The sequence below is a fragment of the Streptomyces sp. BL1 genome (assembly GCF_057628045.1).
The window spans coordinates 5,573,362-5,596,745 of the sequence record NZ_JBXYWZ010000002.1 but is presented as its reverse complement, the minus strand read 5'-3'; the positions used below and the strand labels follow the sequence as shown (position 1 = coordinate 5,596,745).

General features: G+C 71.9%; 20 protein-coding genes and 1 pseudogene. 12 read left to right on the top strand and 9 right to left on the bottom strand.

The features are described from left to right. Positions 1-19 precede the first annotated feature (19 nt). Positions 20-433: a hypothetical protein gene (locus tag AC3AGO_RS24565; protein ID WP_487822399.1), complete on the top strand. Its 414-nt coding sequence runs from the start codon at positions 20-22 to the stop codon at positions 431-433. Positions 434-549: 116 nt separating this feature from the next. Here AC3AGO_RS24565 and AC3AGO_RS24560 read toward each other — a convergent pair whose 3' ends face one another. Beyond that, positions 550-1,131, bottom strand: coding sequence for a class I SAM-dependent methyltransferase (locus tag AC3AGO_RS24560; RefSeq protein ID WP_487822398.1), 582 nt, complete (start codon positions 1,129-1,131; stop codon positions 550-552). A 285-nt stretch (positions 1,132-1,416) separates the two neighbouring features. Here AC3AGO_RS24560 and AC3AGO_RS24555 point away from each other — a divergent pair, with 285 nt between their 5' ends. Then, entirely contained in the window at positions 1,417-1,788 is a 372-nt protein-coding gene (locus AC3AGO_RS24555; protein WP_487822397.1) for an alpha/beta hydrolase family protein, read from the top strand. 146 nt (positions 1,789-1,934) lie between these two features. On the opposite strand, the gene glnA is transcribed toward AC3AGO_RS24555, so the two are convergent. Beyond that, positions 1,935-3,350, bottom strand: coding sequence for a type I glutamate--ammonia ligase (gene glnA, locus AC3AGO_RS24550; RefSeq protein WP_487822396.1), 1,416 nt, complete (start codon positions 3,348-3,350; stop codon positions 1,935-1,937). Between the two features lie 326 nt (positions 3,351-3,676). On the opposite strand from glnA, the gene AC3AGO_RS24545 reads away from it, so the two are divergent. Next, complete coding sequence (locus AC3AGO_RS24545; protein WP_487822395.1) at positions 3,677-4,147, top strand: RDD family protein; 471 nt, start codon at positions 3,677-3,679, stop codon at positions 4,145-4,147. A 281-nt stretch (positions 4,148-4,428) separates the two neighbouring features. Here the strand turns inward: AC3AGO_RS24545 and AC3AGO_RS24540 are convergent, their stop codons facing one another. The 4 genes from AC3AGO_RS24540 to lipB form a co-directional block, all read right to left on the bottom strand. Then, entirely contained in the window at positions 4,429-5,133 is a 705-nt protein-coding gene (locus AC3AGO_RS24540) for a DUF4191 domain-containing protein (RefSeq protein WP_487822394.1), read from the bottom strand. Between the two features lie 10 nt (positions 5,134-5,143). Continuing rightward, entirely contained in the window at positions 5,144-5,338 is a 195-nt protein-coding gene (locus AC3AGO_RS24535) for an SCO2195 family GlnR-regulated protein (RefSeq protein WP_487824793.1), read from the bottom strand. 365 nt (positions 5,339-5,703) lie between these two features. After that, positions 5,704-6,642, bottom strand: coding sequence for a lipoyl synthase (gene lipA / locus AC3AGO_RS24530; protein ID WP_487822393.1), 939 nt, complete (start codon positions 6,640-6,642; stop codon positions 5,704-5,706). Between the two features lie 86 nt (positions 6,643-6,728). Then, entirely contained in the window at positions 6,729-7,511 is a 783-nt protein-coding gene (gene lipB, locus AC3AGO_RS24525) for a lipoyl(octanoyl) transferase LipB (protein ID WP_487822392.1), read from the bottom strand. A 262-nt stretch (positions 7,512-7,773) separates the two neighbouring features. On the opposite strand from lipB, the gene AC3AGO_RS24520 reads away from it, so the two are divergent. Then, entirely contained in the window at positions 7,774-9,375 is a 1,602-nt protein-coding gene (locus tag AC3AGO_RS24520) for an NsdA family TPR-like regulatory protein (protein WP_487824792.1), read from the top strand. Between the two features lie 108 nt (positions 9,376-9,483). Here AC3AGO_RS24520 and AC3AGO_RS24515 read toward each other — a convergent pair whose 3' ends face one another. Further along, positions 9,484-10,749 (bottom strand): sensor histidine kinase, encoded by a 1,266-nt coding sequence (locus AC3AGO_RS24515; protein WP_487824791.1) that lies wholly within the window; start codon positions 10,747-10,749, stop codon positions 9,484-9,486. A 358-nt stretch (positions 10,750-11,107) separates the two neighbouring features. Here AC3AGO_RS24515 and AC3AGO_RS24510 point away from each other — a divergent pair, with 358 nt between their 5' ends. From AC3AGO_RS24510 to AC3AGO_RS24495, 4 genes are all read left to right on the top strand, one after another. Beyond that, a complete protein-coding gene (locus AC3AGO_RS24510) occupies positions 11,108-11,833 on the top strand; it encodes a hypothetical protein (protein ID WP_487822391.1) in 726 nt (241 codons plus the stop codon). Positions 11,834-11,930: 97 nt separating this feature from the next. After that, positions 11,931-13,439: a PepSY-associated TM helix domain-containing protein gene (locus AC3AGO_RS24505; protein WP_487822390.1), complete on the top strand. Its 1,509-nt coding sequence runs from the start codon at positions 11,931-11,933 to the stop codon at positions 13,437-13,439. A gap of 96 nt (positions 13,440-13,535) precedes the next feature. Then, complete coding sequence (locus AC3AGO_RS24500; protein WP_487822389.1) at positions 13,536-13,934, top strand: 5-carboxymethyl-2-hydroxymuconate Delta-isomerase; 399 nt, start codon at positions 13,536-13,538, stop codon at positions 13,932-13,934. Then, positions 13,931-14,818, top strand: a complete 888-nt coding sequence (locus tag AC3AGO_RS24495) for a Gfo/Idh/MocA family protein (protein ID WP_487824790.1) — start codon at positions 13,931-13,933, stop codon at positions 14,816-14,818. The genes AC3AGO_RS24500 and AC3AGO_RS24495 overlap by 4 nt, the downstream gene beginning before the upstream one ends. Before the next feature lie 167 nt (positions 14,819-14,985). On the opposite strand, the gene glnII is transcribed toward AC3AGO_RS24495, so the two are convergent. Continuing rightward, positions 14,986-16,005: a glutamine synthetase gene (gene glnII / locus AC3AGO_RS24490; protein ID WP_487822388.1), complete on the bottom strand. Its 1,020-nt coding sequence runs from the start codon at positions 16,003-16,005 to the stop codon at positions 14,986-14,988. A gap of 270 nt (positions 16,006-16,275) precedes the next feature. Here glnII and AC3AGO_RS24485 point away from each other — a divergent pair, with 270 nt between their 5' ends. The 4 genes from AC3AGO_RS24485 to AC3AGO_RS24470 all read left to right on the top strand — a co-directional run bounded on the left by AC3AGO_RS24485 (position 16,276) and on the right by AC3AGO_RS24470 (position 21,187). After that, positions 16,276-16,923, top strand: coding sequence for a LuxR C-terminal-related transcriptional regulator (locus tag AC3AGO_RS24485; protein ID WP_487822387.1), 648 nt, complete (start codon positions 16,276-16,278; stop codon positions 16,921-16,923). A 185-nt stretch (positions 16,924-17,108) separates the two neighbouring features. Continuing rightward, entirely contained in the window at positions 17,109-19,178 is a 2,070-nt protein-coding gene (locus AC3AGO_RS24480) for a hypothetical protein (protein ID WP_487822386.1), read from the top strand. A gap of 107 nt (positions 19,179-19,285) precedes the next feature. Beyond that, the gene (locus AC3AGO_RS24475; RefSeq protein WP_487822385.1) at positions 19,286-20,434 is read left to right on the top strand and encodes a PDR/VanB family oxidoreductase; all 1,149 of its coding nucleotides are present in this window, start codon (positions 19,286-19,288) and stop codon (positions 20,432-20,434) included. 36 nt (positions 20,435-20,470) lie between these two features. Continuing rightward, positions 20,471-21,187 carry a TetR/AcrR family transcriptional regulator gene (locus tag AC3AGO_RS24470; RefSeq protein WP_487822384.1) on the top strand — a complete coding sequence of 239 codons (717 nt, stop codon included), beginning with the start codon at positions 20,471-20,473 and terminating at the stop codon, positions 21,185-21,187. A 73-nt stretch (positions 21,188-21,260) separates the two neighbouring features. On the opposite strand, the pseudogene AC3AGO_RS24465 reads toward AC3AGO_RS24470, so the two are convergent. Continuing rightward, positions 21,261-23,383 (bottom strand): annotated as a pseudogene (locus tag AC3AGO_RS24465) (alpha-amylase family glycosyl hydrolase); the annotation flags it as partial. Position 23,384 lies beyond the last annotated feature (1 nt).

Here is a 23,384-nt window from a genome sequence, read left to right as displayed (position 1 = left end):
TCGTCCCCAAGTCCGGGGAATGGGCGACCAGATAGGCGGGGAGCGCGGCGTGAAGGCGGCAAGCGGTGTCGGGTGCCTGATGGTTCCCGCGGGCGGGCTAGCGGGTTACGAGTCCTGGCGCCTGTCCCGCGAAGCGATACGGACCTGCGGAAGCTACATCTCCGAAGGGGTGGATCCGCTCTCGTGGCGGTTCTGGGAACTGCCGCTGAGCATCGGCGCCGGCGCCCTGGTGGCGACTCTCGCGTACACAGCCGCAGGCGCCCGCACCCGCACACCGGTCGCCGTCCTCATCACTCTCGCGGCACTGGTGCTGATGACCTGGATCCAGTTCGCCTGGCTCGGAACCCCCACGGGCGCCGGCACCACGGACAAGGCCGTATGCCCGGAGGACACCCTCACCCCACCATGGTGGCCCACCTGGCTCCCGGCCTGACCACGGCGACGATGCGCGCCGCCGCGACGGGCCGCTCGGCCGCGGGGGCCGCCGGCCGAGCGGCGATGGCACCCGTCATCCCAACGGCCGCGCCCGTACCACCCGTTGGCCTCCCGTCATGCCCGGTACAGCAGCAGGTACCGCCAGAACAGCAGACGGCGCAGGACCGATCCGGGCAGGAGCCGGGCCGACTCCGTACGGGTCTCGGCGTACGTCAGCGGGGGCGGCCAGACCATGGGGAACGGCACGGGCGGACCGGGATGCAGCTTGTCCAGCAGCCGGTCGGCCTGGAGGAGGGTCAGCGTGGGCAGCGCCCATGCGAAGTCGACCGCCGACTTGACCGGACAGAGCCCCAGCACCGCCAGGACGCCGCCCGGTGCGAGTGCCTTCCGCAACGTCAGTACGGTGTCGAAGGGCATGTGGTGGAGGCTGGCGACGCAGGAGATGAAGTCGTAGTGGGAATCGGGCAGTTGCTCTTCCCGCACATCTCCCTGGCGGTACCGGGGGCCGCCCCCGGCCGCTCGCGCCGCCACGAGGACGTCCGCGCTGGCGTCCACTCCCTCGACGTCCAGGCCCCGCCCCGCGAGCAGCCGCGCGAAGCCTCCCGTCCCGCACCCGACGTCCAGCGCCGTTCGCGCCCCGTGCGGCACCTGCTTCAGCAGCAACGAGTGGTAGTGATCGTTGAAGTTGAAGACCATGCGCCAGGACGCTACCCACACCTCACTGAGAACCACAGCCCCTGGCGGAGAACGAGCCCGACGCCGGCTGCCGGCTGCTTCTGAAGGCCGGGGCTCCACCGCCGGCGCGGATTGCCGGTCTGATCGCCGACGTTGCGCAAGTTGCCTCGATTGCGGCACGGCGCTTTGCGGGGCGGGCAATAAGCCGGTTGCGGGAGGGGGCCCGTACGTCGGACGGGGTCGCGTCGTCCCTGCCCGTGCGGGCCACTGCGGCTCGCGGTCGAACTCCCGGGCACGTTCGCGGCGGTGGCGCCGGTCAGCAGCGGGTTCATCGGCAAGGCGCTGGAGGACGACACGTACGCGCCGAGGACCCCGGTCTCGCTCGTGACCTTCCTAGGGGGCGCGGACCCGTACTACGGCCAGTTCCGCACCGGCCTGCGCGCCTGGCATCAGCGCCTCAACTGCCGCCAGGGCCCGCCCCATTCACTTCGCCAGGGCAACACCCGTACGCGCGCGGTCTGCGGGGACGGCAGCCGTACGGCGACCTACACCCTGCCCCGCATGGGCCACCAGTGGCCGGACTCCCCGGACCCCATACTCGGCGCCCCGACGGCGGGCCCGAACGCGACATCCCTGATCACAGACGTCTTCCAACACCACCGCCGCGCAAAGGGATAACGCCGACCTGAGACGAGCGGGGGCTGCCTACCCCTGCCCGACAACGGGACGAGCCCCTGCTGCTTCCCTCCGCGAAGGGCAACAACAGGGGCTCGAAGCACATCCACTGACATCCGGTCAGCAAACCACCCAGGACGGGGTCCGGCTTAGATGTCGAAGTAGAGCTCGAACTCGTGGGGGTGGGGGCGGAGTTGCATGGGGGCGATCTCGTTGGTGCGCTTGTAGTCGATCCAGGTCTCGATGAGGTCGGAGGTGAAGACGCCGCCGGCCTGGAGGTACTCGTTGTCCGCCTCGAGGGCGTCGAGGACCGCGGGGAGCGAGGTGGGGACCTGGGGGACGCCCGCGTGCTCTTCGGGGGCGAGCTCGTAGAGGTCCTTGTCGATCGGCTCGGCCGGCTCGATCTTGTTCTTGACGCCGTCGAGGCCCGCCATCAGGAGCGCGGCGAAGGCCAGGTACGGGTTGGACGAGGGGTCCGGGGCGCGGAACTCGACGCGCTTGGCCTTCGGGTTGGAGCCCGTGATCGGGATGCGCATCGCGGCGGAGCGGTTGCGCTGCGAGTAGACCAGGTTCACCGGGGCCTCGAAGCCGGGCACCAGGCGGTGGTACGAGTTGATCGACGGGTTGGTGAAGGCCAGCAGCGACGGGGCGTGCTTGAGGATGCCGCCGATGTAGTAGCGGGCGGTGTCCGAGAGGCCCGCGTAGCCCTGCTCGTCGTAGAAGAGCGGGGAGCCCTCGCTCCACAGCGACTGGTGGACGTGCATGCCGGAGCCGTTGTCACCGAAGATCGGCTTGGGCATGAAGGTCGCGGTCTTGCCGTTCCGCCAGGCGGTGTTCTTCACGATGTACTTGAAGAGCATCAGGTCGTCGGCGGCGGCGAGCAGCGTGTTGAACTTGTAGTTGATCTCCGCCTGGCCCGCGGTGCCGACCTCGTGGTGCTGGCGCTCGATCTGGAGGCCGGACTTGCTCAGCTCGGTGCTGATCTCGGCGCGCAGGTCGGCGAAGTGGTCGACGGGCGGGGCCGGGAAGTAGCCGCCCTTGTAGCGGACCTTGTAGCCGCGGTTGCCGCCGTCCTCGATGGCGCCGGTGTTCCAGGCGCCCGCCTCGGAGTCGATGCTGTAGAAGGCGGAGTTGGCCTTGGTCTCGAAGCGGACGTCGTCGAAGACGTAGAACTCGGCCTCGGGACCGAAGAAGGCGGTGTCTGCGATGCCGGAGGCGGCGAGGTAGGCCTCGGCCTTCTTCGCCACGTTCCGCGGGTCACGGCTGTACTGCTCGCCGGTGATCGGGTCGTGGATGAAGAAGTTGATGTTGAGGTGCTTCTCGGCGCGGAACGGGTCCACGCGGGCCGTCGAGAGGTCCGGCACGAGCGCCATGTCGGACTCGTGGATGGCCTGGAAGCCCCGGATCGACGAGCCGTCGAACATGAGGTTCTCTGACGGGTCGAAGGTCTCGGCCGGGACTGCGAAGTGCTGCATCACACCGGGCAGATCGCAGAAGCGGACGTCGATGTACTTGACGTCGTTGTCCGCGATGAACTTCTTGGCCTCGTCGGCGTTCTGGAACATCCAACTCCTCCTTGTCCCGCCTGCCGCGAGGGGACGGGAATTGCTGCGGGGCGCAGGCCAGTGCGGTGGCGCGCTGGGCCCGACCCTAAGCAGGTGCCGTTTCTCGGGCATGACCCGTTTGTTTCGCCGATGTTACTGGGGATTGCCGCTCGGAGGCGGCTGCGGTTCACCGGCTCGCCGGGTGTCCGCGCGCCTCCGCGAAGGGCGCCCGGGGCCGCCGGACAGAGGGCGCCCGGGGCGCGTACGAAAGGCTCCCGGGGAGCGTACGGAATGCCGGGCGGGGGGCGCTTGGCGGCACCGTACGGGCGACGCAGTACCGTTGCCATGTGGACAACAGGGAAGCAATCGGGTCGTGGCTCTCCGGTCCCCGCGCGGCCGCCGAGGACATGGGAGCCGAGTTCGGTTACCGCGGTGAGCGGCTGGGGCTGCCCGAGGAGGGGCCCGGTTCCATCGCGCCGGTCGGACGCCGGTTCGGCGCGCTCTTCATCGACTGGGCGCTCGCCGTCGTCATCGGGTACGGGCTGCTGTCCGGCCAGGAGCTGTCCACCGCCAACAACTGGGCGCTGGCCGTCTTCCTCGTGATGGTCCTGCTGACCGTCGGCACGGTCGGCAGCACTCCGGGCAAGCGGCTGCTGGGGCTGCGCGTGGTGGCCGTCGACGGTCTGGGCCGGCTCGCGTTCTGGCGCGCGGCCGTCCGTACGGTGCTGCTCGGCCTCGCCATCCCGGCGCTGGTGTTCGACCGGGACAACCGCGGCCTGCACGACCGGCTGTCGGGCGCGGTCCAGGTCCGCATCTGAGCCCGGTCGCAACTCAAACCGGCTCCGCCTGAGCCCGGCCCCCACCTGAGCCCGCCCCTGACACCCGGCGCCCGGCACCCCCGACGCGCACCCCGTAAGGGCCCGGCGCACGTCCCGTACGGGACACGCGCTCCCGCACCCGTCCCGTACGGACATGCGCCGCGCGGACGGACGCACTCCGCGCGCAGACGACCCGGACCGGGCCGCCGCGCAGACGAACGGCGCGACTCCGGGAGGGTGTCCCGGCGTCGCGCCGTATACGAGTGGTGTCCGGTGGGCGGTCAGCGGCCGCCGCCCTGTCCGCCCTTCGGCATCCGCATGCCCTTCGGCATCGGCCCCTTCGGGATCGGCATGTTGCTCATCAGGTCGCCGAGGGCGCGCAGCCGGTCGTTGGTCTGGGTGACCTGCGGACCGGAGAGCACGCGCGGCAGCTTGAGGATCGTGGTGCGCAGCTTCTTCAGCGGCACCTGGCCCTCGCCGTCGCCCACGATCAGGTCGTGCACGGGGACGTCGGAGACGATCCGCGACATCTTCTTCTTCTCGGAGGCCAGCAGCGAGCGGACCCGGTTCGGGTTGCCCTCGCCGACCAGCACGATGCCCGCCTTGCCGACGGCCCGGTGCACGACGTCCTGGCTGCGGTTGATCGCCACGGCCTGCGTGACGTTCCACTGCTTGCCCACGTTGTCGAGCACCGCGCCGGCCGCACCGGGCTGGCCCTCCATCTGTCCGAATGCGGCCCGTTCGGCGCGCCGTCCGAAGACGATCGCCGCCACCACGAAGCCGGCCAGGAACCCGAGGATGCCCACGTAGACCGGGTATCCGATGAGAAAGCCGATCGCGAGGAAGACACCGAAGGTGACAAGCCACACGCCGGCCAGGATCCAGCCGATCTTCCGGTCCACGCGCCGGGTCATCTTGTATGTCTGAGCGATCTGCCTGAATCGCCCCGGGTTCGCAGCGTTCTCTGCGTTGTCCTTCCTCGCCATGCCAGGAAGTTTACGTGGCGGCCGGACTCCGGGTCGTCGCGGCCTCCAGTACGTGCTGCGCCTCCGTGCGTGCCCTGGCGCGTTGCCGGTCCTCCAGCACCGCCGTCCAGGCGTTGCGCCGGGCCGTCCGGTTGCCCCGGCTCAGCAGCAGGTGTTCCAGATTGACGAACGCGCGCAGAGGTGTCTGCACGGCGGCCCCCTCCATGGAGTGAGTGATGAACGGCGTGTGCTGTACGGATCGTGCGGTGACGCGAGCGGTACGGCACTCGGGCACGGCGAGCGGGGTGTGCCCGGGCACTGCGCGCGGGTACCCAGGGGTCCCTCCCTGTGCACTCCGCGTGGATTCATCGTCGCGCTTAGGTGTTACCAGCGGATGACCGAGGGGTCAAAGCCTTCGAAAGGCGGTGCGGCGAACCTCACGCCGCCTTTGCGCCATCCTGGCGCCGCCCTGACTCCTATCGTGGCGCGCCCTGACCCCTGGACAAGGGTCCGGCAACTCCGGTGCGGCGGCGCTCCGTACAGCGGCTCCCGGCGCCGCGCCGGTCCGGCGCGGCGTCAGGAGGGCGCCGGTCAGGCCGCCTTGGCGTCCCGGGCCTCGATGGCCTGCTTGTAGAGCCGGCCCGCGCGGTACGAGGAGCGGACCAGCGGGCCGGACATGACGCCGGCGTAGCCGATCTCCTCGGCCTCCTGCTGGAGCTCCACGAACTCGTGCGGCTTGACCCAGCGCTCGACGGGGTGGTGCCGCGGGGTGGGGCGCAGGTACTGGGTGATGGTGATCAGTTCGCAGCCGGCCTCGTGCAGGTCGCGGAGCGCCTCGCTGACCTCTTCGCGGGTCTCGCCCATGCCCAGGATCAGGTTCGACTTGGTGACCAGGCCGTCGTTGCGGGCCTCGGTGAGCACCTTCAGCGAGCGCTCGTAGCGGAAGCCGGGGCGGATCCGCTTGAAGATCCGCGGGACGGTCTCCACGTTGTGCGCGAGCACCTCGGGGCGGGAGGAGAAGACCTCGGCGAGCTGGTCGGGGTCGGCGTTGAAGTCCGGGATGAGCAGCTCGACACCGGTCTCCGGCATGCGCTGGTGGATCTGCCGGACGGTCTCCGCGTACAGCCAGGCGCCGCCGTCGTCCAGGTCGTCGCGGGCGACGCCGGTGATGGTCGCGTAGCGCAGCTCCATCGTCTCGACGGATTCGGCGACGCGGCGCGGCTCGTCGGTGTCCAGCGGATCCGGCTTGCCGGTGTCGATCTGGCAGAAGTCGCAGCGGCGGGTGCACTGTTCACCGCCGATGAGGAAGGTGGCCTCGCGGTCCTCCCAGCATTCGAAGATGTTGGGGCAGCCTGCCTCCTGGCAGACCGTGTGCAGCCCTTCCTTCTTCACCAGGTTCTGCAGGGCGTTGTACTCGGGGCCCATTTTCGCCCGGGTCTTGATCCACTCCGGCTTGCGCTCGATCGGGGTCTCGCTGTTGCGGACCTCCAGGCGGAGCATCTTACGACCGTCGGGTGCGACAGCGGACACGTCCGGCTCCCTACGTACTTTCGATTCCTCGGCGCAGACCAGACTACGCCGTGCTTCTGTCGGCTCCGGGGGCTCCCCCGGAAGGATCAGACCGCGCGGGGCTCGGGGACGAAGGAGTCGAAGACCTCGCGCAGGTGCTTCTCCGCTACGGGAAGGACCTCCGTCACCGGAACATTCCTGCCCAGCTCCGCCGTGAGCGATGTCGTGCCGGCGTCGCGGATGCCACAGGGGATGATCTTGTCGAACTCGGTGTCGTCCGGGTCACAGTTGAGGGCGAGGCCGTGCGTGGTGACGCCCTTGGCGACGCGTACGCCGATGGCGCCGACCTTGCGGTCCTCGCCGCGCTGGCCCGCGTTGGAGGGCGCGTACTCGGGGCCGTTCAGCCGCGGGTCGAACTCGTCGTCCTGCGTACGCGGGTCGAAGTCGAGCGAGAGGCCGCCGAGCTCGGGCTTCGCCCGCTCCTCGCCGAGCACCCAGGCGCCGCTGCGGCCCTCGATCCGGGTGGCCTCCAGGCCGAAGTCCGCGCAGGTGCGGATCATGACCTCTTCGAGCCGGCGGACGTACGCGATGACGTCGACGGGGCGCGGCAGCTTGATGATCGGGTACGCGACGAGCTGGCCGGGACCGTGCCAGGTGATCTTGCCGCCGCGGTCGACGTCGACCACGGGGGTGCCGTCCAGGGGGCGCTCGCTGTCCTCCGTGCGCCGGCCCGCGGTGTAGACGGCCTGGTGCTCCAGCAGCAGACAGGTGTCCGGGATCTCGTCCTCGAACCGCGCCGCGTGTACGCGCCGCTGCTCCTGCCACGCCTCCTGGTACTCCACGGCGTTGTCGCCGAAGCCCAGGTGGACGAAGTTCAGCTCGGAGCCCATAGAAGCTTCCTCCTCAGTCAGTGCCGGACCTTCCGCTGCCGCGGCGGGGTTCTCCGCCGTACAGCGGAATGTCCGGTGTCGCGCCCGGTCAGCAACTCTACGGCGGCGGCTTCCGGCCCTGGCAGGGGGCCGTCCTCTCACACGTATGGATGAAGTCGGAGGGAAGGGGCGGAAGGAAGCACAGGGTGCCGCTACATTCGCGCCGTTCCGCAGGGCGCCCCGGCGTCTGCCGCTAGCCGTAGGGCAGGAGATCTACAAGCTGATGACGATGGAACGACCTGGGGGTTCCACCTCCCAGTCCTCCCCGCAGCGCATCCCCAACCGCCAGCTCGCCGCTCTGATCGCCGAGGCCGGGTTCTCCAACGCCGGGCTGGCCCGTCGGGTGGATCAGCTCGGCCTGGAGCACGGCCTCGATCTCCGCTACGACAAGACGTCGGTGACGCGCTGGCTGCGCGGGCAGCAGCCGCGCGGGACGACGCCCGCTCTGATCGCCGAGGTGTTCACGCGCCGGCTCGGACGCCGGCTGACCGCGCAGGACCTGGGGCTCGACGCGTGCGCCCCGGTGTACGCGGGCCTGGAGTTCGCGGCGACGCCCGCCGAGGCGGTGGACATCGTCAGCGGGCTGTGGCGGAAGGACTCCGGCAGCCACGCGGAGCTCCGCAAGATCGCGTTCACTCCGGCGGGGCTCGTGGTGCCCAGCCGCGACTGGCTGATCGGCCGCCCCGACGAGCGGGTGGCGCACGGCGTGGAGGGCGACGCGGCCGCCGCCGCGGCGCGCCCGCGTGCGCGGGTGCCGGCGCAGGTGCGGGGCCCGGCGAGCGCCGCGGCCGTACGGACGGCGGGGCGCGTTCCCGTCCGCGCGCCCGGCGGGCAGCCCGGCGCTCCCCCGGCGCCGACTGCCGCCTCCGCCGCGGCGGTTGCGGCGCCCGCCTGGCTGGATCAGGTCGAGCGCGGTCCCGGACAGCGGGTCTCCATGGGGGACATCAGCGCGCTGCGCACGGTCGGCGAGCTGTTCCGCGCCCTCGACAACGCGTACGGCGGCGGGCACGCCCGGCAGGCCCTGGTGCGGTACTTGGAGCACGAGACCGAGCCGATGCTGCGCGGCACGTACAACGAGCAGGTGGGGCGGCGGCTGTTCGGCGCGGCGGCGGATCTGACGCGGCTGGCCGGCTGGACGTCGTACGACATCGCCGCGCACGGCCTCGCGCAGCGGTACTTCGTGCAGGCGCTGCGGCTGGCGCAGGCCGCGGGCGACCGGGCGTACGGCAGCTATGTGCTGGTCACGATGAGCCGGCAGGCGGTCTATCTGTCGCACGGCCGGGAGGCGGTGCAGCTGGCGCGGGTCGCGCAGCAGGGCGTGGGCACGTCGGCGCCGCCGGTCGTGCAGGCGCTGCTGCACGCGGCGGAGGCGCGCGGGCACGGGGTGCTGGGCGAAGTGCGGGCCAGTACGGCCTCGTTGGCGCGCGCCGAGCGGGCGCTGGAGACGGCGCGGCCCGGGGAGGACGTCCCGCCGTGGGCGCGGACGTTCGACGAGGCGCAGCTGGCGGACGAGTTCGGGCACTGCCACCGGGACCTTCAGCAGTACCGGGCGGCCGCGCTGCACGCCGAGCGGTCGCTGCAGCTGCGGGCCACGGGGCACGCGCGGAGCCGGCTGTTCTCGCGGGTGGTGCTGGCGACGGCGCGGCTGGGGCTCGGCGAGGTCGAGCAGGCGTGCGCGCTGGGCGCCGAGGCGGCGCACGCGGCGGCGGAGATGCGGTCGGTGCGGGCGCTGGAGTATGTGCGGGAGTTCGAGCGCCGGCTGGAGCCGTACCGGGACGCGGCCCCGGTGCGCGGGTACCGCGACAAGGTCGCCGCGCTGGGGTGACGGGCGGCGCCTTGCGTGCGCCGATTCGTTCGGGCCGGGGGACGTCGGCGGCTGCGGTTCGCCGTGTGGTTCGCGCAGTTCCCCGCGCCCCTTGTGCGCTGGCCCCGCTCACAGCACAACGCAGGGCACTTCCATCGTGACCAGCGTCGGCCCCCCGGGCGGACTGCTCACCGCGAGGATGCCGTCGAACTGGGCGAGCCGGCGCTCGATGCCCCGCATGCCGCTGCCGGTGTCCGGTGAGGCGCCGCCGCGGCCGTTGTCCGTGACGGCGATGCGCAGCATGCCGCCCGCCGACTCGCTGTAGTGCATGTCCAGCCAGACGTGGTCGGCCTGCGCGTGCTTGGCCGCGTTGGTGAGGATCTCGCTGATCGCGAAGTAGGCGGCGGACTCGACGGGTTCGGGGAACCGGCCGGGGAGCTCGACGTCCGTCTCGACGGGCAGCGTCATGCGCAGCGCCAGCGCCTCCGCCGCGTCGCCCAGGCCGCGTTCGGCGAGCACGGGAGGGTGGATGCCGCGAACCAGGTCGCGCAGTTCGGTCAGCGCGTCCGCCGAGTTCTGCCGGGCCTGGGCGAGCAGCAGTTTCGCCTGGGCCGGGTCCTTCTCGATGAGCGCCTCGACCGTGCCCAGACTCATGCCCACGGACACCAGGCGGGCCTGCGCGCCGTCGTGCAAGTCCCGTTCGATGCGGCGCAGTTCGGCGGCCGATGAGTCGACGGCGTCGTGTCGTGTCTCGTACAGCTGCTCCACGCGCCGCTCCAGGCGGGCCTCGCGGCTGGGCGAGATCATGCTCCGTACGAGCTGGAAGTGCCCCTGGATGAAGTACGGGTTGACCCGTACGGCGACGGCGAGCAGGACCGTGCCGAGGGCCGCGCACAGGGCGGCGGCGCCGAAGCCGTCCACGGGGATGAAGGCGTACCAGTAGCCGCCCTGCACGGCCCGCCACACGCCGGCGAAGAGCACCCAGCCTTCGACTCCGTACACGATCAGGGCGAGCGGGAGCAGCGCGCTGAGGAAGCCCGCGACGGCGTCGACGAGCAGCCAGATCAAGTCCCGCCAGGTGGCGGGGTCCTTGAGCATGTGTGTGCACCGTTCCACGACGCCGGTCACGCCGCCGCGCACGTCGTGCGGCAGGGGCCGGTACGGCGCCGGCACGGTGAGGCCCGCCCAGTCGCGGGCGAAGGCGCGCCGCTGGTTGGCGTGCATCCGTACGAGCACCGTCAGCGGCGGGGTGGTGAACACTCCGACACCGATGGCGATCAGGGCGATCGAGACGACGCTCAGGATGAACAGCACGAGGGACACACCGATCGACAGTCCGCACAGTGCGAGGCCCTGTATGCCGGCCAGCAGTGCGGACCGTGTCCTGTCGCGCAGTGGCCGGACGAGGGTGCCGCCGTGTCCGCTGCCGGGCTGCCTCTCCTGCCGGGAGTCCGGGGGGTGTCCCCCGGAAGTCGGTGTACTCAAGGCGTCCTCGCGATGTCGCTGCCGGTGCCCCTTCCGGCCTGCCGCTCCGGCCGGGGCCCGGGACCGTCCCCCGGGAAATGCAGCACGCGTCTCAGTGTGCGCCGTGCCGTACGGCATGACACGGGGACCGGCACCCCGGCCCGGGGTGTAGCCAGCACCACCACGCGGCGCCCTGACGGGAGGGGCGGGTTCCGGTCCTGTTGCCGGGGGTTCCGGTTCAGTTACCGCAAAGGTTTCCTTAAGGGGCCGCGTGGCAGGATGCCGCACCATGAGCAGCACACCCGGAACCCCGTTGCGCGTCGTGCGCGCTGCGCTGTTCGCCGCGGTGTGCGTGCTTCTGGCCGGTGCGGGGCACGCCTCCGCCTCCGGGCACGGCATTCCGGCGACGGTGCTGGGCGCCGCGTTCGCCGGTACGGGGGTGCTCGGCTGGCTGGGCGGGCGGCGGCAGCGCGGCCCGCTGGGTATCGGCGGCGGACTGCTCGCCGTACAGGGGGCGCTGCACCTGCTGTTCAGTCAGCCGGCCTCCGGCATGCATGCGGGCGGGCACAGCGGTCACGGGACGCACGGCGGCATGAGCGGCATGCGGCACAGTGCGTCCGGCGGTGCGGGCGGCATGCACGGCATGCACGCGCAGGCCGGTGACTCGGCCCAACCCGCCGCTGGGGCAATGGAGTCGCTGCACGGCTCCCCCGCCATGCTCGCGGCCCATCTGGGGGCCGCGCTCGTGTGCGCGCTGTGGCTGTGGCGCGGCGAGGCCGCGCTCTTCGCGCTGCTGCGCACCATGGCGGCGCTGGCGGTGCCGCCCCTCGCGCTGCGTGCCGCGCTGGGGCCGTGCGGCGGGCGGCCGGACCTGCCGTCCGTACGGCCGCGTCCGCGGGCCCGTACGCGCCGCCGGCCTGTGTCCGCACTGCTGCTGGACCACACCGTCGTCCGCAGAGGACCTCCACCGGGACGGGCACCGAGCTCCACCATGCCTGCCCCGGCCACTGTCTGACCGCCATACGGTCGGCCGCCGGGAGAGCGGGCATGGCTCAACCACCCCTTATACGGCGTGCGTTCGCGCCGCCGTACGACCGGAGGTCCGATTACCCATGTCCGTGGACACCTCTGCCCACGATCAGCACTCCCCCGAGCCACCGTCCGGCACGCCGTCGCCGTCCGACGACGCACAGTCCGGCACCCCGCAGTCCGGTCAACGTGCGGGCGGTCTGCGGGCGTTGCGGCCGCTCGTCCTGCGGCTGCACTTCTACGCCGGACTGATCGTCGCTCCGTTTCTGCTCGTCGCCGCCGCGACGGGACTGCTGTACTCGGCCTCGTACCAGATGGAGAAGGCCGTGTACGCCGATGAGCTGACTGTCGGCGTACCTGGCGGCAGCCCGCAGGCCGTGCCGCTCTCCCGCCAGGTGGACGCCGCGCTGGAGGCGCATCCCCGTGCCGAACTGAGCGCTGTACGGCCGCCGTCGGAGCCGGGCGCCACCACCCGCGTGCTGCTCGACGATCCGAGCGTGACCGCCGAGTCGACCTCGCTGGCCGTGTTCGTCGACCCGTACACGGCGAAGGTCAAGGGCTCGCTGGCCAGCTACGGCGACTCCGGCGCGCTGCCCGTACGGACGTGGATCGACCATCTGCACCGCGATCTGCACCTGGGTGAAGCAGGGCGGTTCTACAGCGAGTTCGCCGCGAGCTGGCTGTGGGTGATCGCGCTGGGCGGTGTCGTCCTGTGGGCAGGCCGCTCGCGCAGGCAGCGCAGGCTGCGCGGTACGAAGCGGGGCGGCGGCCGTCGCACTCTCGCACTGCACGGCACGGTCGGCATCTGGGCGGCCGTCGGGCTGGTCGCCCTGTCGGCCACCGGGCTGTCGTGGTCGAAGTACGCGGGCGCCAACATCGAGGAGCTGCGCACCAGTCTGCGCAGCGCCACCCCCGCGGTGTCGACCAGTCTGCCGGGCGACGGCGGACAGGAGCACGGTGCGGGGCACGAAGGCCATCAGGGCCACCAGGGTCACGGCAGCGGCGGGAGCGGCACGCACGAGGGCATGCACGGCGGCCACGGTGAGCACAGTGGCGAGCACCGTACGGCCGACGTCGGTCTGGACCGTGTGCTGTCCGTCGCGCGGGACGAGCAGGGGCTGACCGGCCCCGTGGAGATCACCCCGCCGTCCTCGCCGGGCAGCGCGTACTCCGTGGCGCAGACCGACAAGCAGTGGCCGGACCGGCTGGACCAGATCGCCGTCAGCCCGGTCAACGGCGAGGTGACCGACAGGGTGGACTTCGAGGACCATCCGCTGCTCGCGAAGTTGACGCGCTGGGGCATCGACGCGCACATGGGGCTGCTGTTCGGCCTCGCCAACCAACTGGTCCTGGCGGCGCTGGCGACCGCCGTGCTCGTGCTGATCGTGCTGGGCTACCGCATGTGGTGGCGCAGGCGCGTCACACCGGAGCGCGGAACCTGGCGTTCCGTGCCGCCGGCTGTGCTGTTGCCGCTCGCGGCGGTGACGGCGCTGGTGGGCTGGTTCCTGCCGCTGCTCGGCATCGGGCTCGTGGTCTTCCTCACGGTCGACGTGCTGACGGGTCTGTGGGCACGGCGGACAGCGCGCCCCTGACGCCCCTCTGACACGCCGTCGTACGGGTCCGCCGAGCAGCGCGCCGGGCCGGCGGGCCCGTACATGGCGTACAGCCGAACCCTTTACGCTGCCCCCATGCCGCATATCACCGTCGACTACTCCGATGCTCTCGCCGACACATTCGACCGCCGTGGCTTCGGGCTCGCACTCCACCCTCTGGTGGCCCGCACCATCGAGGGCACCGTCGCCGGTTGCAAGACGCGCTTCCGGCGCGTCGACGAATGCGTGATCGCCGACGGGGCCGAGGACATCGCCATGGTGCACATCCAGGTCGCCCTCATGCAGGGCCGCACCCCCGAGGTGAAGGCCGAACTGTCGCGCGCCGTCCTCAATCTGGCGCGGGATCACATCAAGCCGACGTCCGGCTTCGCGCTGCACACGTCCGTCGACATCAGCGACCTCGCGCGCGGCTGCTACACGAGCCACGTGCGCGCCAAGGACGACGGCCAGGAGGCCGCCGGGTGGAGCGCATGAGGTTCGGCCTGCTGGGCACCGGCGCCTGGGCCGCACGGACGCACGGTCCCGCGCTCGCCGCGCACAAGGACGTCGATCTGGCCGGCGTGTGGGGCCGCCGCCCCGGGGCCGCCGGTGCGCTCGCCGACGAGCTCGGCACCCGCGCCTACGAGGACGCCGACGCGCTGTTCGCCGACTGTGACGCCGTCGCCGTCGCGCTGCCGCCGGACGTGCAGGCGCCGCTCGCCGTACGGGCCGCCGACGCCGGCTGCCATCTGCTGCTGGACAAGCCGGTGGCGACGACGGTCGAGGGCGCGCGGCAGGTCACCGAGGCGGTCGACCGCAACGGCGTCGCCTCCGTCGTCTTCTTCACCCTGCGCTTCAGTACGGCGACCGGTGTCTGGATCGACGAACAGGCGGACACCGAGGGCTGGTTGACGGGCCGCGCCGACTGGTTCTCGCCGGTGTTCGGCGGCGCCGACTCCCCGTACACGTCCTCGCCGTGGCGGCGGGAGAAGGGCGCGCTGTGGGACATCGGGCCGCACGCGCTGTCCGTCCTGCTGACGGTGCTCGGGGATGTCGGCTCGCTGGACGGCGTGCACGCGGTGCGCGGTGTGGGCGACACGGTGCATCTGACGCTGGAGCACGGCAACGGCACGTCGAGCACGTCCGCACTGAGCCACTCCATGCCGCCCGCTGCGGCCGGCGTGGCCGCCGAGGTGCGAGGCGCGGCCGGTGTCGCGGCACTGCCGGACCGCAACGAGCATCCCGCCGACACGTACGCACGGGCCATCGACGCGCTCACCGGCAGCGCGTCCACGGGTGAACCGCACCCGTGCGGCGTGCACTTCGCCCAGCGGGTGACGGAGATCCTCGCCCGCGCCGAGTCGGGTCTCGACCGCTGACACACCGCCCGCGCGCCGGCGCGCGGCTCACCCACTGAATGACGGCGCCCCGCGGGCCCGGAGGAGCAGGCCGGCGGGGCGCCGTACTGCGGTGGCAGCGGGACTCCGCACGTCCCGCTGCCACCGCGGTCCCGTTCTGGGCAGGTGCCTCACCTGCCGGGGTGCTGTCAGACCTGGACGGCCTTCTCCAGCGCCGAGCAGCAGGTGTCCACCATGAGGCGGGTGACGACGTACGGGTCGACGTCCGCGTTCGGACGGCGGTCCTCGATGTAGCCCTTCTTGTCCTGCTCCACCTGCCACGGGATGCGCACGGAGGCGCCGCGGTTGGAGACGCCGTAGCTGTACTCGCTCCAGTGCGCGGTCTCGTGCGCACCGGTCAGCCGCTCCTCGCTGCCCGAGCCGTACTGCGACACGTGCTCCATCGGCTTGCCCTCGGCGCCCAGCGACTCGCAGGCGGTGATGATCGGGTCGTAGCCCTCGCGCATCGCCCTGGTGGAGAAGTTGGTGTGCGCGCCGGCGCCGTTCCAGTCGCCCTTGGCGGGCTTGGCGGCGAGCGTGGCGGAGATGCCGAAGTCCTCGGCGGTGCGGAAGAGCAGCCAGCGGGCCATCCACATGTGGTCGGAGACCTCCAGCGGGGACAGCGGGCCCACCTGGAACTCCCACTGGCCGGGCATGACCTCGGCGTTGATGCCGGACAGGCCGAGGCCGGCGGCCAGGCAGTGGTCGAGGTGCTTCTCGACGATCTCGCGGCCGAACACCTCGTCGGCGCCGACGCCGCAGTAGTAGCCGCCCTGCGGGGCGGGGAAGCCGCCCTCGGGGAAGCCGAGCGGGCGGTCGCCCTGGAAGAAGGTGTACTCCTGCTCGATGCCGAAGATGGGCTCCTGGTCCGCGAACCGCTCGGCGAGCGGGCGGAGGGCGGCACGGGTGTTGGTCTCGTGCGGAGTGCCGTCGACGTTGTAGACCTCGCACAGGACGAGCACGTCGTCGCCGCCGCGGATCGGGTCGGGGCAGGAGAAGACCGGCTTGAGCACGCGGTCGGAGGAGTGGCCCTCGGCCTGGTTCGTGCTGGACCCGTCGAAGCCCCAGTCCCCCAGCTCGGCGCCGTCGGCCAGGATCTTCGTCTTGGAACGGAGCTTGGCGGCCGGCTTCGTGCCGTCGATCCAGATGTACTCGGCCTTGTACGTCACGGTGCGTCCTCACGGTGCGGGGCTGTGCGGGCTTCGGCCTCCCGGGCCGGCGCCAAGCACCATCACAGTGCGTGATTTCTTACCCATTGCTCTTCTGTAACCCCCGTGTAAACGCGGTGACCTCTGCCGTCACATTCCGGTTTCCGCGGCCGCCGGGTGACCGCGCGCACTCCGGCCGGGATCACCCCGAGTGATTCCGCCGGAGCCCCGCGAGTGCGACGGTAGATTCGGCAGTGACAGCCAAGTCGGACACCCGATCGGGGAGTTACCGTGCGCGTAGTCATCGCGGAAGATCTGTTCCTGCTCAGGGACGGGCTGGTCCGGATGCTGGAGGCGTACGAGTTCGAGATCGCCGCAGCCGTCGAGAACGGCCCGGAGCTGGCCCGCGCCCTGGACGAACTGGAGCCCGACGTGGCCGTCGTGGACGTACGGCTGCCGCCGTCGTTCAGCGACGAGGGACTGCAATGCGCGCTGGACGCCCGACAGAAACGTCCCGGTCTGCCCGTTCTTGTCCTCTCGCAGCATGTGGAACAGCTGTACGCGCGGGAGCTGCTGGCCGACGGGAACGGCGGGGTGGGCTATCTGCTCAAGGACCGGGTGTTCGACGCGGAACAGTTCACCGACGCGGTACGGCGGGTGGCCGGCGGCGGCACCGCCATGGACCCGCAGGTGATCCAGCAGCTGCTGTCGCGGCGCGCGCAGGACCGGCCACTGGGGAAGCTCACCGGACGGGAGAAGGAAGTGATGGAGCTGATGGCGCAGGGGCGCTCCAACGCGGCCATCGCCCAGCAGCTGTTCGTCACCGAGCGCGCGGTCGCCAAGCACACGTCCAACATCTTCGGGAAGCTCGAACTGCCGCCGTCCGACGACGACAACCGGCGGGTGCTGGCCGTACTGGCCTACCTCGACAACGGGTGACGCACACGGACGAGTGACTATCGCACCATTCGCTCGTTCTCGTGAACGTGCCCTCCCCGGAAGCGACTTCACAGCAGAACCGGCAGACCCGGATAACCCGCCAGGCCCGGACGGGCCGGCGGGCCCGGTGGTCCCGGAAGACACCCGCCGGGCCCGCCGGCGCGGACACCGGCGCGGAAGTCGGTGTGGAACAGGCCGAGGCCGCGCTGAACGAGCACTATCCGCGGCTCGTCCGGCTGGCGTACCTCGTGCTGCCGACCCGGCTCGGCCGGCACCGGAGGGTGCTGACGGCACACGGGATCGTCCAGCGGGCGCTGCCGCGCGGCCGGTCCTCCCCCGGCGCCGCACCGCTCCCCTCGCCGCGCGACGGGGACGCGGAGGACGGCGCGACGGCGGACGGCCGGGCTGCGGACGGTGCGGCGGGCGGCTCGCCGGTGGCCGGCTCGTCGGCAGTCGGTGCTTCGGCGGTCCACGGGTCAACTGACGCCGGCGGGGCGGCCCGTGGCGCGGACGCGGCGTACGCGTGTGTGCGGCTGCGCGTCCTGCGGGCCGCGCTGACGGCCGAACGGCCGCGCCGGCTGGGCCCCTGGGAGCTGCGGCCGCTGCCCCTGCTGCCCGGACCGCTGCCGCAGGTGTTCGGGCTGCGGGTGTTCCCGCGGTCCGGCGGCGCGGACGAACTCGCCCTGGACCAGGCGCTGTCCGGGATCCGCGGCGCCGCACGGGCCGCGTACGTGCTGCGCGGGCTGGAGGACATGCCGGACCGCGACGTGCGCCGGCTGCTGACGGCGGCCGGCGTGCCGGACGCGGACCGGGCGCTCGCGGAAGCGGACGGGATCGAGGACACCCCGGGGCGCGGGCACCGGCGGCTCCTGGAGTCCGTCGAGTTCGACCCGTGCTCGCTGCAGGCCCGGCCGACGGATCTGATGCGCCGCAGACAGCACGGCCGCGCCGCACTCGCCGCTGTGGCCGCCGTGCTCGCGTGCGGCGGGCTGACCGTTCTGCCCGGCGGCGGCTGGGGCCCCGACGGGCCCGCGGCGCCCGCGTACGCGCGGAACCCGGCGGTCGAAGAGGCCCTGGATCCGGCCGCGTTGACACGTGCCGCGCCCGGCGCGTGGCGGCAGGCGCCCCGTACGGACTTCGCCGCCTGGCCCGCACGCGGCCCACTCGTACGGGACCGGGAGCTGCTGCGGCGGGCCCTGGCCGTCTGGGCCCGGCCGGGCCCGGACGTGACCGTCTCGGCGACCCGCGGCACCGCGGAGGGCCCGCCCGCAGGACCGCCCCAACTGCTGTACGCGGGACGGCTGGACGGTGCGAACGTGGTGCTGCTGTACGACGGGCTGCGGGTCGCACGGTACGCGGAGCCGGCCGACGGGGACGGCGCGCCCGCGGAGGGCGGCCGCTCGGCGCTCGATCTGGCCCGTACGGACGGAGCGGAGGACAGTGCGGCGAACGCGCTCGTGGTGTCCCGCAGCGACACCGACGTCCGCTATCTGACCGCCCCTTGGGTGCGCAGTGCCGCACAGGCCGACCTGGTGAAGGCGTCGGACAAGGGCAGTACGGTGCGCCGGAACGACGACGGGGTGACACAACCGCTGAACAGCGCATGGTCGGAAGGACCGCAGTGCGACAGCCGGCTGGGGCTGCTGCTGAGCGGCCGGAACGAGCCCGGTGAGAGCGGCGCCGGTACCTCGCTCTACACAGACCTGGGTGAACTGACGCCCGCCCGCCTCACCGTGGGACGGCCGGACGGTGAACTGCGCGACGCCACGTCTGCCGCGGCACGTGCCGGTCTGGCCCGTACGGCGTGCAGTCTGAACGCCTCCGTGGGGCAGGGCGTGAAGAGCGTCAACTCCTGGGAGTTCGCACGGCAGAAGCTGCCACAGCGGGGCGGGCACGCCGCGTGGGTGTGCACGCGGACCGAGACGTGGCGGGCCACGGGTGCCTCGGCGGTCGCCCAGTTCCTGCCGCCCTCCGGCTCTCGCGCGGGACAGGCGGCGGTCGCCTCCAGGGCGTCCGGCACGGCCGCGTGCGGGCCCCGCGAACCGCACGTGCTGAGCGGGCTGTTGTGGAAGTCGCCCGCGGGACGCTGGTACGTGCTGGCCGCCGCCGACCGGGACGCCAAGGCGGTACGGGCGAGCGGCGGCGTGCACCGCACGGCGAAGAGCAACACGCTCGCCGCCCCGGCGCGGAAGGGCGCGCAGGCGGACCTGAGCGCGCGGCTGCGCGGCGGCGGCACGCTGCACGCGCTGCGGTGAGTCCGGAGGGTGGGGGCCGTGGCAGGCGAGTGGCGCGGCTGCGGAAGCGTGAAGTCCGCGCTGTACGACCCCTGTTGCGGCCCTCTACCCGCAAGTATATTGACGGCATGTCTCATAAGGCCTCGACGCGGCCTCGTGCTGCCCGACTCGTCCGTGCGGCCCGGGATCCGCGCGTACGGTCCCTCGCCCTGCTCGCCGGTGCGGTGTTCGTCGTACGGCGTGCGATGAGCCGCCCCGCACCGTCCGGCTCGCCGGCACCGGCAGGGACGATGACGGGCACGGACCGGCAGCCCGCGGGAATCCGGATGACCGTCGTGGAGCGCACGGAGGCCGCCGAGGGCGTGGTACGGCTGCGGCTCGCGCACGCCGGCGGCGAGGACGGCACCGCGCTGCCCGCGTGGGAGCCCGGCGCCCACCTCGACCTGGTGCTGCCGTCCGGTCTCGTACGGCCGTACTCGCTGTGCGGCGACCCCGCGGAGACCACCACGTACACCGTGGCGACCCGCCTGGACGCCGACGGCCGCGGCGGCTCCCGTGAGGTGCACGAACAGCTCTGGGAGGCCACCGACTTGGAGGTCCGCGGGCCCCGCAACCGCTTCCGGCTGGACGAGGCGCCCGCGTATCTGTTCCTCGCGGGCGGCATCGGCATCACGCCGATCCTGCCCATGCTGCGCGCCGCGGAGGCCGCGGGTACGCCGTGGCGTCTGGTGTACGGCGGGCGCAGCCGTGCGTCCATGCCGTTCCTGGAGGAGATCGGGAAGCTGGCCGGCAGCGACGACAGGGTGACCGTCGTCCCGCAGGACGAGGACGGCCACCCGGATCTGGCGGCCGCGCTGCGCGATGCCCCGCCGGAGGCGGCGGTGTACTGCTGCGGCCCGGGGCCCATGCTGGACGCGGTGTCGGAGCTGTGCGCCGGTGAACTGCCCGGCGGCGGGCTGCACATGGAGCGCTTCACGTCCGAGGGAGCCGGCGCCGCGGTGCCGGACGGCGAGAACCGCCCCTTCGAGGTCGAACTGCGGCGCAGCGGCACCACCGTGAGCGTGCCGGCGGACACGACGGCGCTGGCCGCCATCCGTACGGTCCGCCCGCAGACCGAGTCCTCCTGCGAGGAGGGCTGGTGCGGCACCTGTCTGACGCCGGTCGTCGAGGGCACCGTCGACCACCGGGACGAGCTGCTGACGGACGGCGAACGAGAGGAGTCCATGCTGATCTGCGTCTCACGTGCCGCCGGCGAACGGCTCACGCTCGACCTGTGAAGTTCCCTTTCACTTCGGGCCCGTTAGGGTTGGCGCATGACGACTGGTGTGCGCCGCAGGATGGGTGTCGAGGAGCGGCGGGAGCAGCTGATCGCTGTCGCACTGGAGCTGTTCAGCCGGCGCTCCCCGGAAGACGTGTCGATCGACGACATCGCGTCGGCGGCGGGCATATCGCGCCCGCTCGTCTACCACTACTTCCCGGGCAAGCACAGCCTGTACGAGGCGGCCGTGCGGCGTGCGGCCGACGAACTGTCGTCGCGTTTCGTCGAACCGCGCGAAGGCCCGCTGGGCGCGCGGCTGCTGCGGGTGATGGGCCGCTACTTCGACTTCGTGGAGGAACACGGGCCCGGCTTCGCCGCGCTGCTGCGCGGCGGGCCCGCGATCGGCTCGGCCCGGGCCAACGCGATGATCGACGAGGTGCGGGACTCCGCCTACGAGCAGTTCCTGACCCATCTGCGGGTCACCGATCCGGGGCCGAAACTGTCGCTGGTGGTGCGCTCCTGGGTGGGCCTCGCCGAGACGGCGGCCCTCACCTGGCTGGACGGGCGCGCCATCGACCGCGGGGAGCTGGAGCTCCAGCTGGTGCACGACTTCATGGCGCTGGCCACCGTGACGGCCGCGTACGACACGGAGACCGCGGAACTGGTGCGCGGCATCGTCGGGCAGGAGCCGCAGGACGGCCCGTTCGGCGATCTGGTGGCACACCTGTGGTCGCTGGTGCCGGACTGGTCGAGCCCCCAGCCCGGCACCTGAGCAACAGTCCGGCGCCTGAGCACAGTCCGGCACCGGCGAACAGTCCGGCACCCGGGCGCCGGGTCGGTCAGTGCGCCGTCGAGGCGGCGGTGTCGCTCGCGGTCCGGCCGGCGCTGTCGACGGCAACGGCCTTGTAGCGCAGCCGTGTTCCGGGCGGAGTGTCCTCGCCCAGGTGCTGCGTCACCCTGTACGGCGCGTGGTCGGCGGAGCCGAGGGTGTGCCACTTGCCGTTGCCGGTGCGGGCGGCGAAGACGACCCGGTTGAGCTGTCCGCCCCGTACACCGGCGTTCAGGGTGACCGTGCCGTCCTCATTCACCTCCGGTGCCTTCAGCGCGATGGCCGGCTTCGACTCCGGTGTGCCCAGCGGCCGTTCGGCCTTGTATACGGCGGCGGACAGCGGGGGCACAGTGACGGTCAGCTTCTTCGCGCTGTCCGTACGGGCCGTGGCCTTTCCGCCGTGGATCTGCCGGAAGTCCATGCCTGCCGAACCGGTCGGGACGCGGACCTCCTTGGCCTCCGTGCCGCCGTTCACCGCGACCGTGTACTCGGTCCTGTCCTTGAGGCCCGTACGGGAGAACGCGTACAACTGGCCGTCCGAGAGCCGTTCCTGCTGCACTCCGTCCCGCAGCGCCGGGTGCCGTCCGGTGAGCCGGGACAGGTCGGCGACGGCACGGTAGAGAGGGAGCTGCGGGTCGTAGGCGTCCTGTGCGTGCGTACGGTCCGTGCCCAGCTGGTCGTCGTCCAGATAGTCGGCGGTGCGGGAGGCGAACAGTGACTGGCGGGCGTCCCGGTCGCCGCCGGCTCCGGTGAAGCCCTGTTCGTCGCCGTAGTAGACGACAGGATTGCCGCGGGTGAGGAACATCAGCTCGTTGGCGAACCGGGCCCGGCGCACCAGTTCGCCGTCTGTCGCACCCGGGTTGTCCTGCTGGAGGAAGGTGCCGATGCGGCCCATGTCGTGGTTGCCGAGGAAGGTCGGCGCCTCGTACGCGTTGGCCCTGCCGCTCGTGTAGCGGTGGTCCTGAGCCAGCACGCCGGACAGTTTCGCCGCGCCCTCCCCTTGCTCGCGTAGGAGCGCACCGCGTCCTGTACGGGGAAGTCGAGGGTGGCGTCCAGCCGTCCACGGGTCACGTAGGGCGATGTCTTGGCGGGGTCGGCGTCGAAGACCTCGCCGAACATGAAGAAGTCCGGGTTGCCGCGGCGGGCGGCGTAGCCGTCCAGCGCGGTGGCCCACTGCGTCCAGAACTCCATGTTGACGTGTTTGACGGTGTCGATGCGGAAGCCGTCGATGCCGAAGTCCCGCACCCACCGCTGGTAGATCTTCGCCATGCCGGAGACGACTTCGGGCCGTTCGGTCCACAGGTCGTCGAGGCCGGCGAAGTCGCCGTACTCGTTGCTCTCGCCCTGCCAGGTCGAGTCGCCGCGGTTGTGGTACATCGCCGGGTCGTTCAGCCAGGACGGAACCTTGACGTCCTTCTCCCCGTCACGGATCCGCGGCGTGTACGGGAAGGACCCCGCGCCCACCTTCGGGAAGCGCTTCCCGCCGGCCGCGTAGTCGCGGTCGTCGAAGGTCTTCCCGCCGGCGGTCCGGTAGGGGAACTGGCCCTTGGAGATGTAGTCGTAGGTCTTCTCCTCGTAGTCCACGACGTCCGCGGTGTGGTTGGTGATGACGTCGAAGAAGACCTTCATGCCCTTGGCGTGTGCGGCGGCGATCAGCTTCTTCAGGTCGGCGTTGGTGCCGAAGTGCGGGTCGACGCGGGTGAAGTCGGTGATCCAGTAGCCGTGGTAGCCGGCCGACATGTCCTTGCCGCTGCCCTGCACGGGCTTGTTCTCGAAGAGCGGCGCCATCCAGAGGGCCGTGGTGCCCAGTCCCTTGATGTAGTCCAGCCGTTCCGTCAGGCCCTTCAGGTCGCCGCCCTGGTAGAAGCCCTTGTCCTGCGGGTCGAATCCGGTCTTCTCCCGGCCTCCGGTGAGGCCGCCCTCGTCGTTGCCCTTGTCGCCGTTGGCGAACCTGTCGGGCAGTACGAAGTAGAACTGTTCGCGGGTCAGGTCGTGCCGTGCCGGCTCGGCCGCGAGCGCGGCGTCGGACGGCGGCGCGGGCGAAGCGGCGTTCGCGGCCGGGACGGTGCCGGCGAGCGCGGCGAGCAGTACGGCCGTACCGGCCGCGGCGACCGTTCTGGTTCTTCTGCGGGTGGTCACT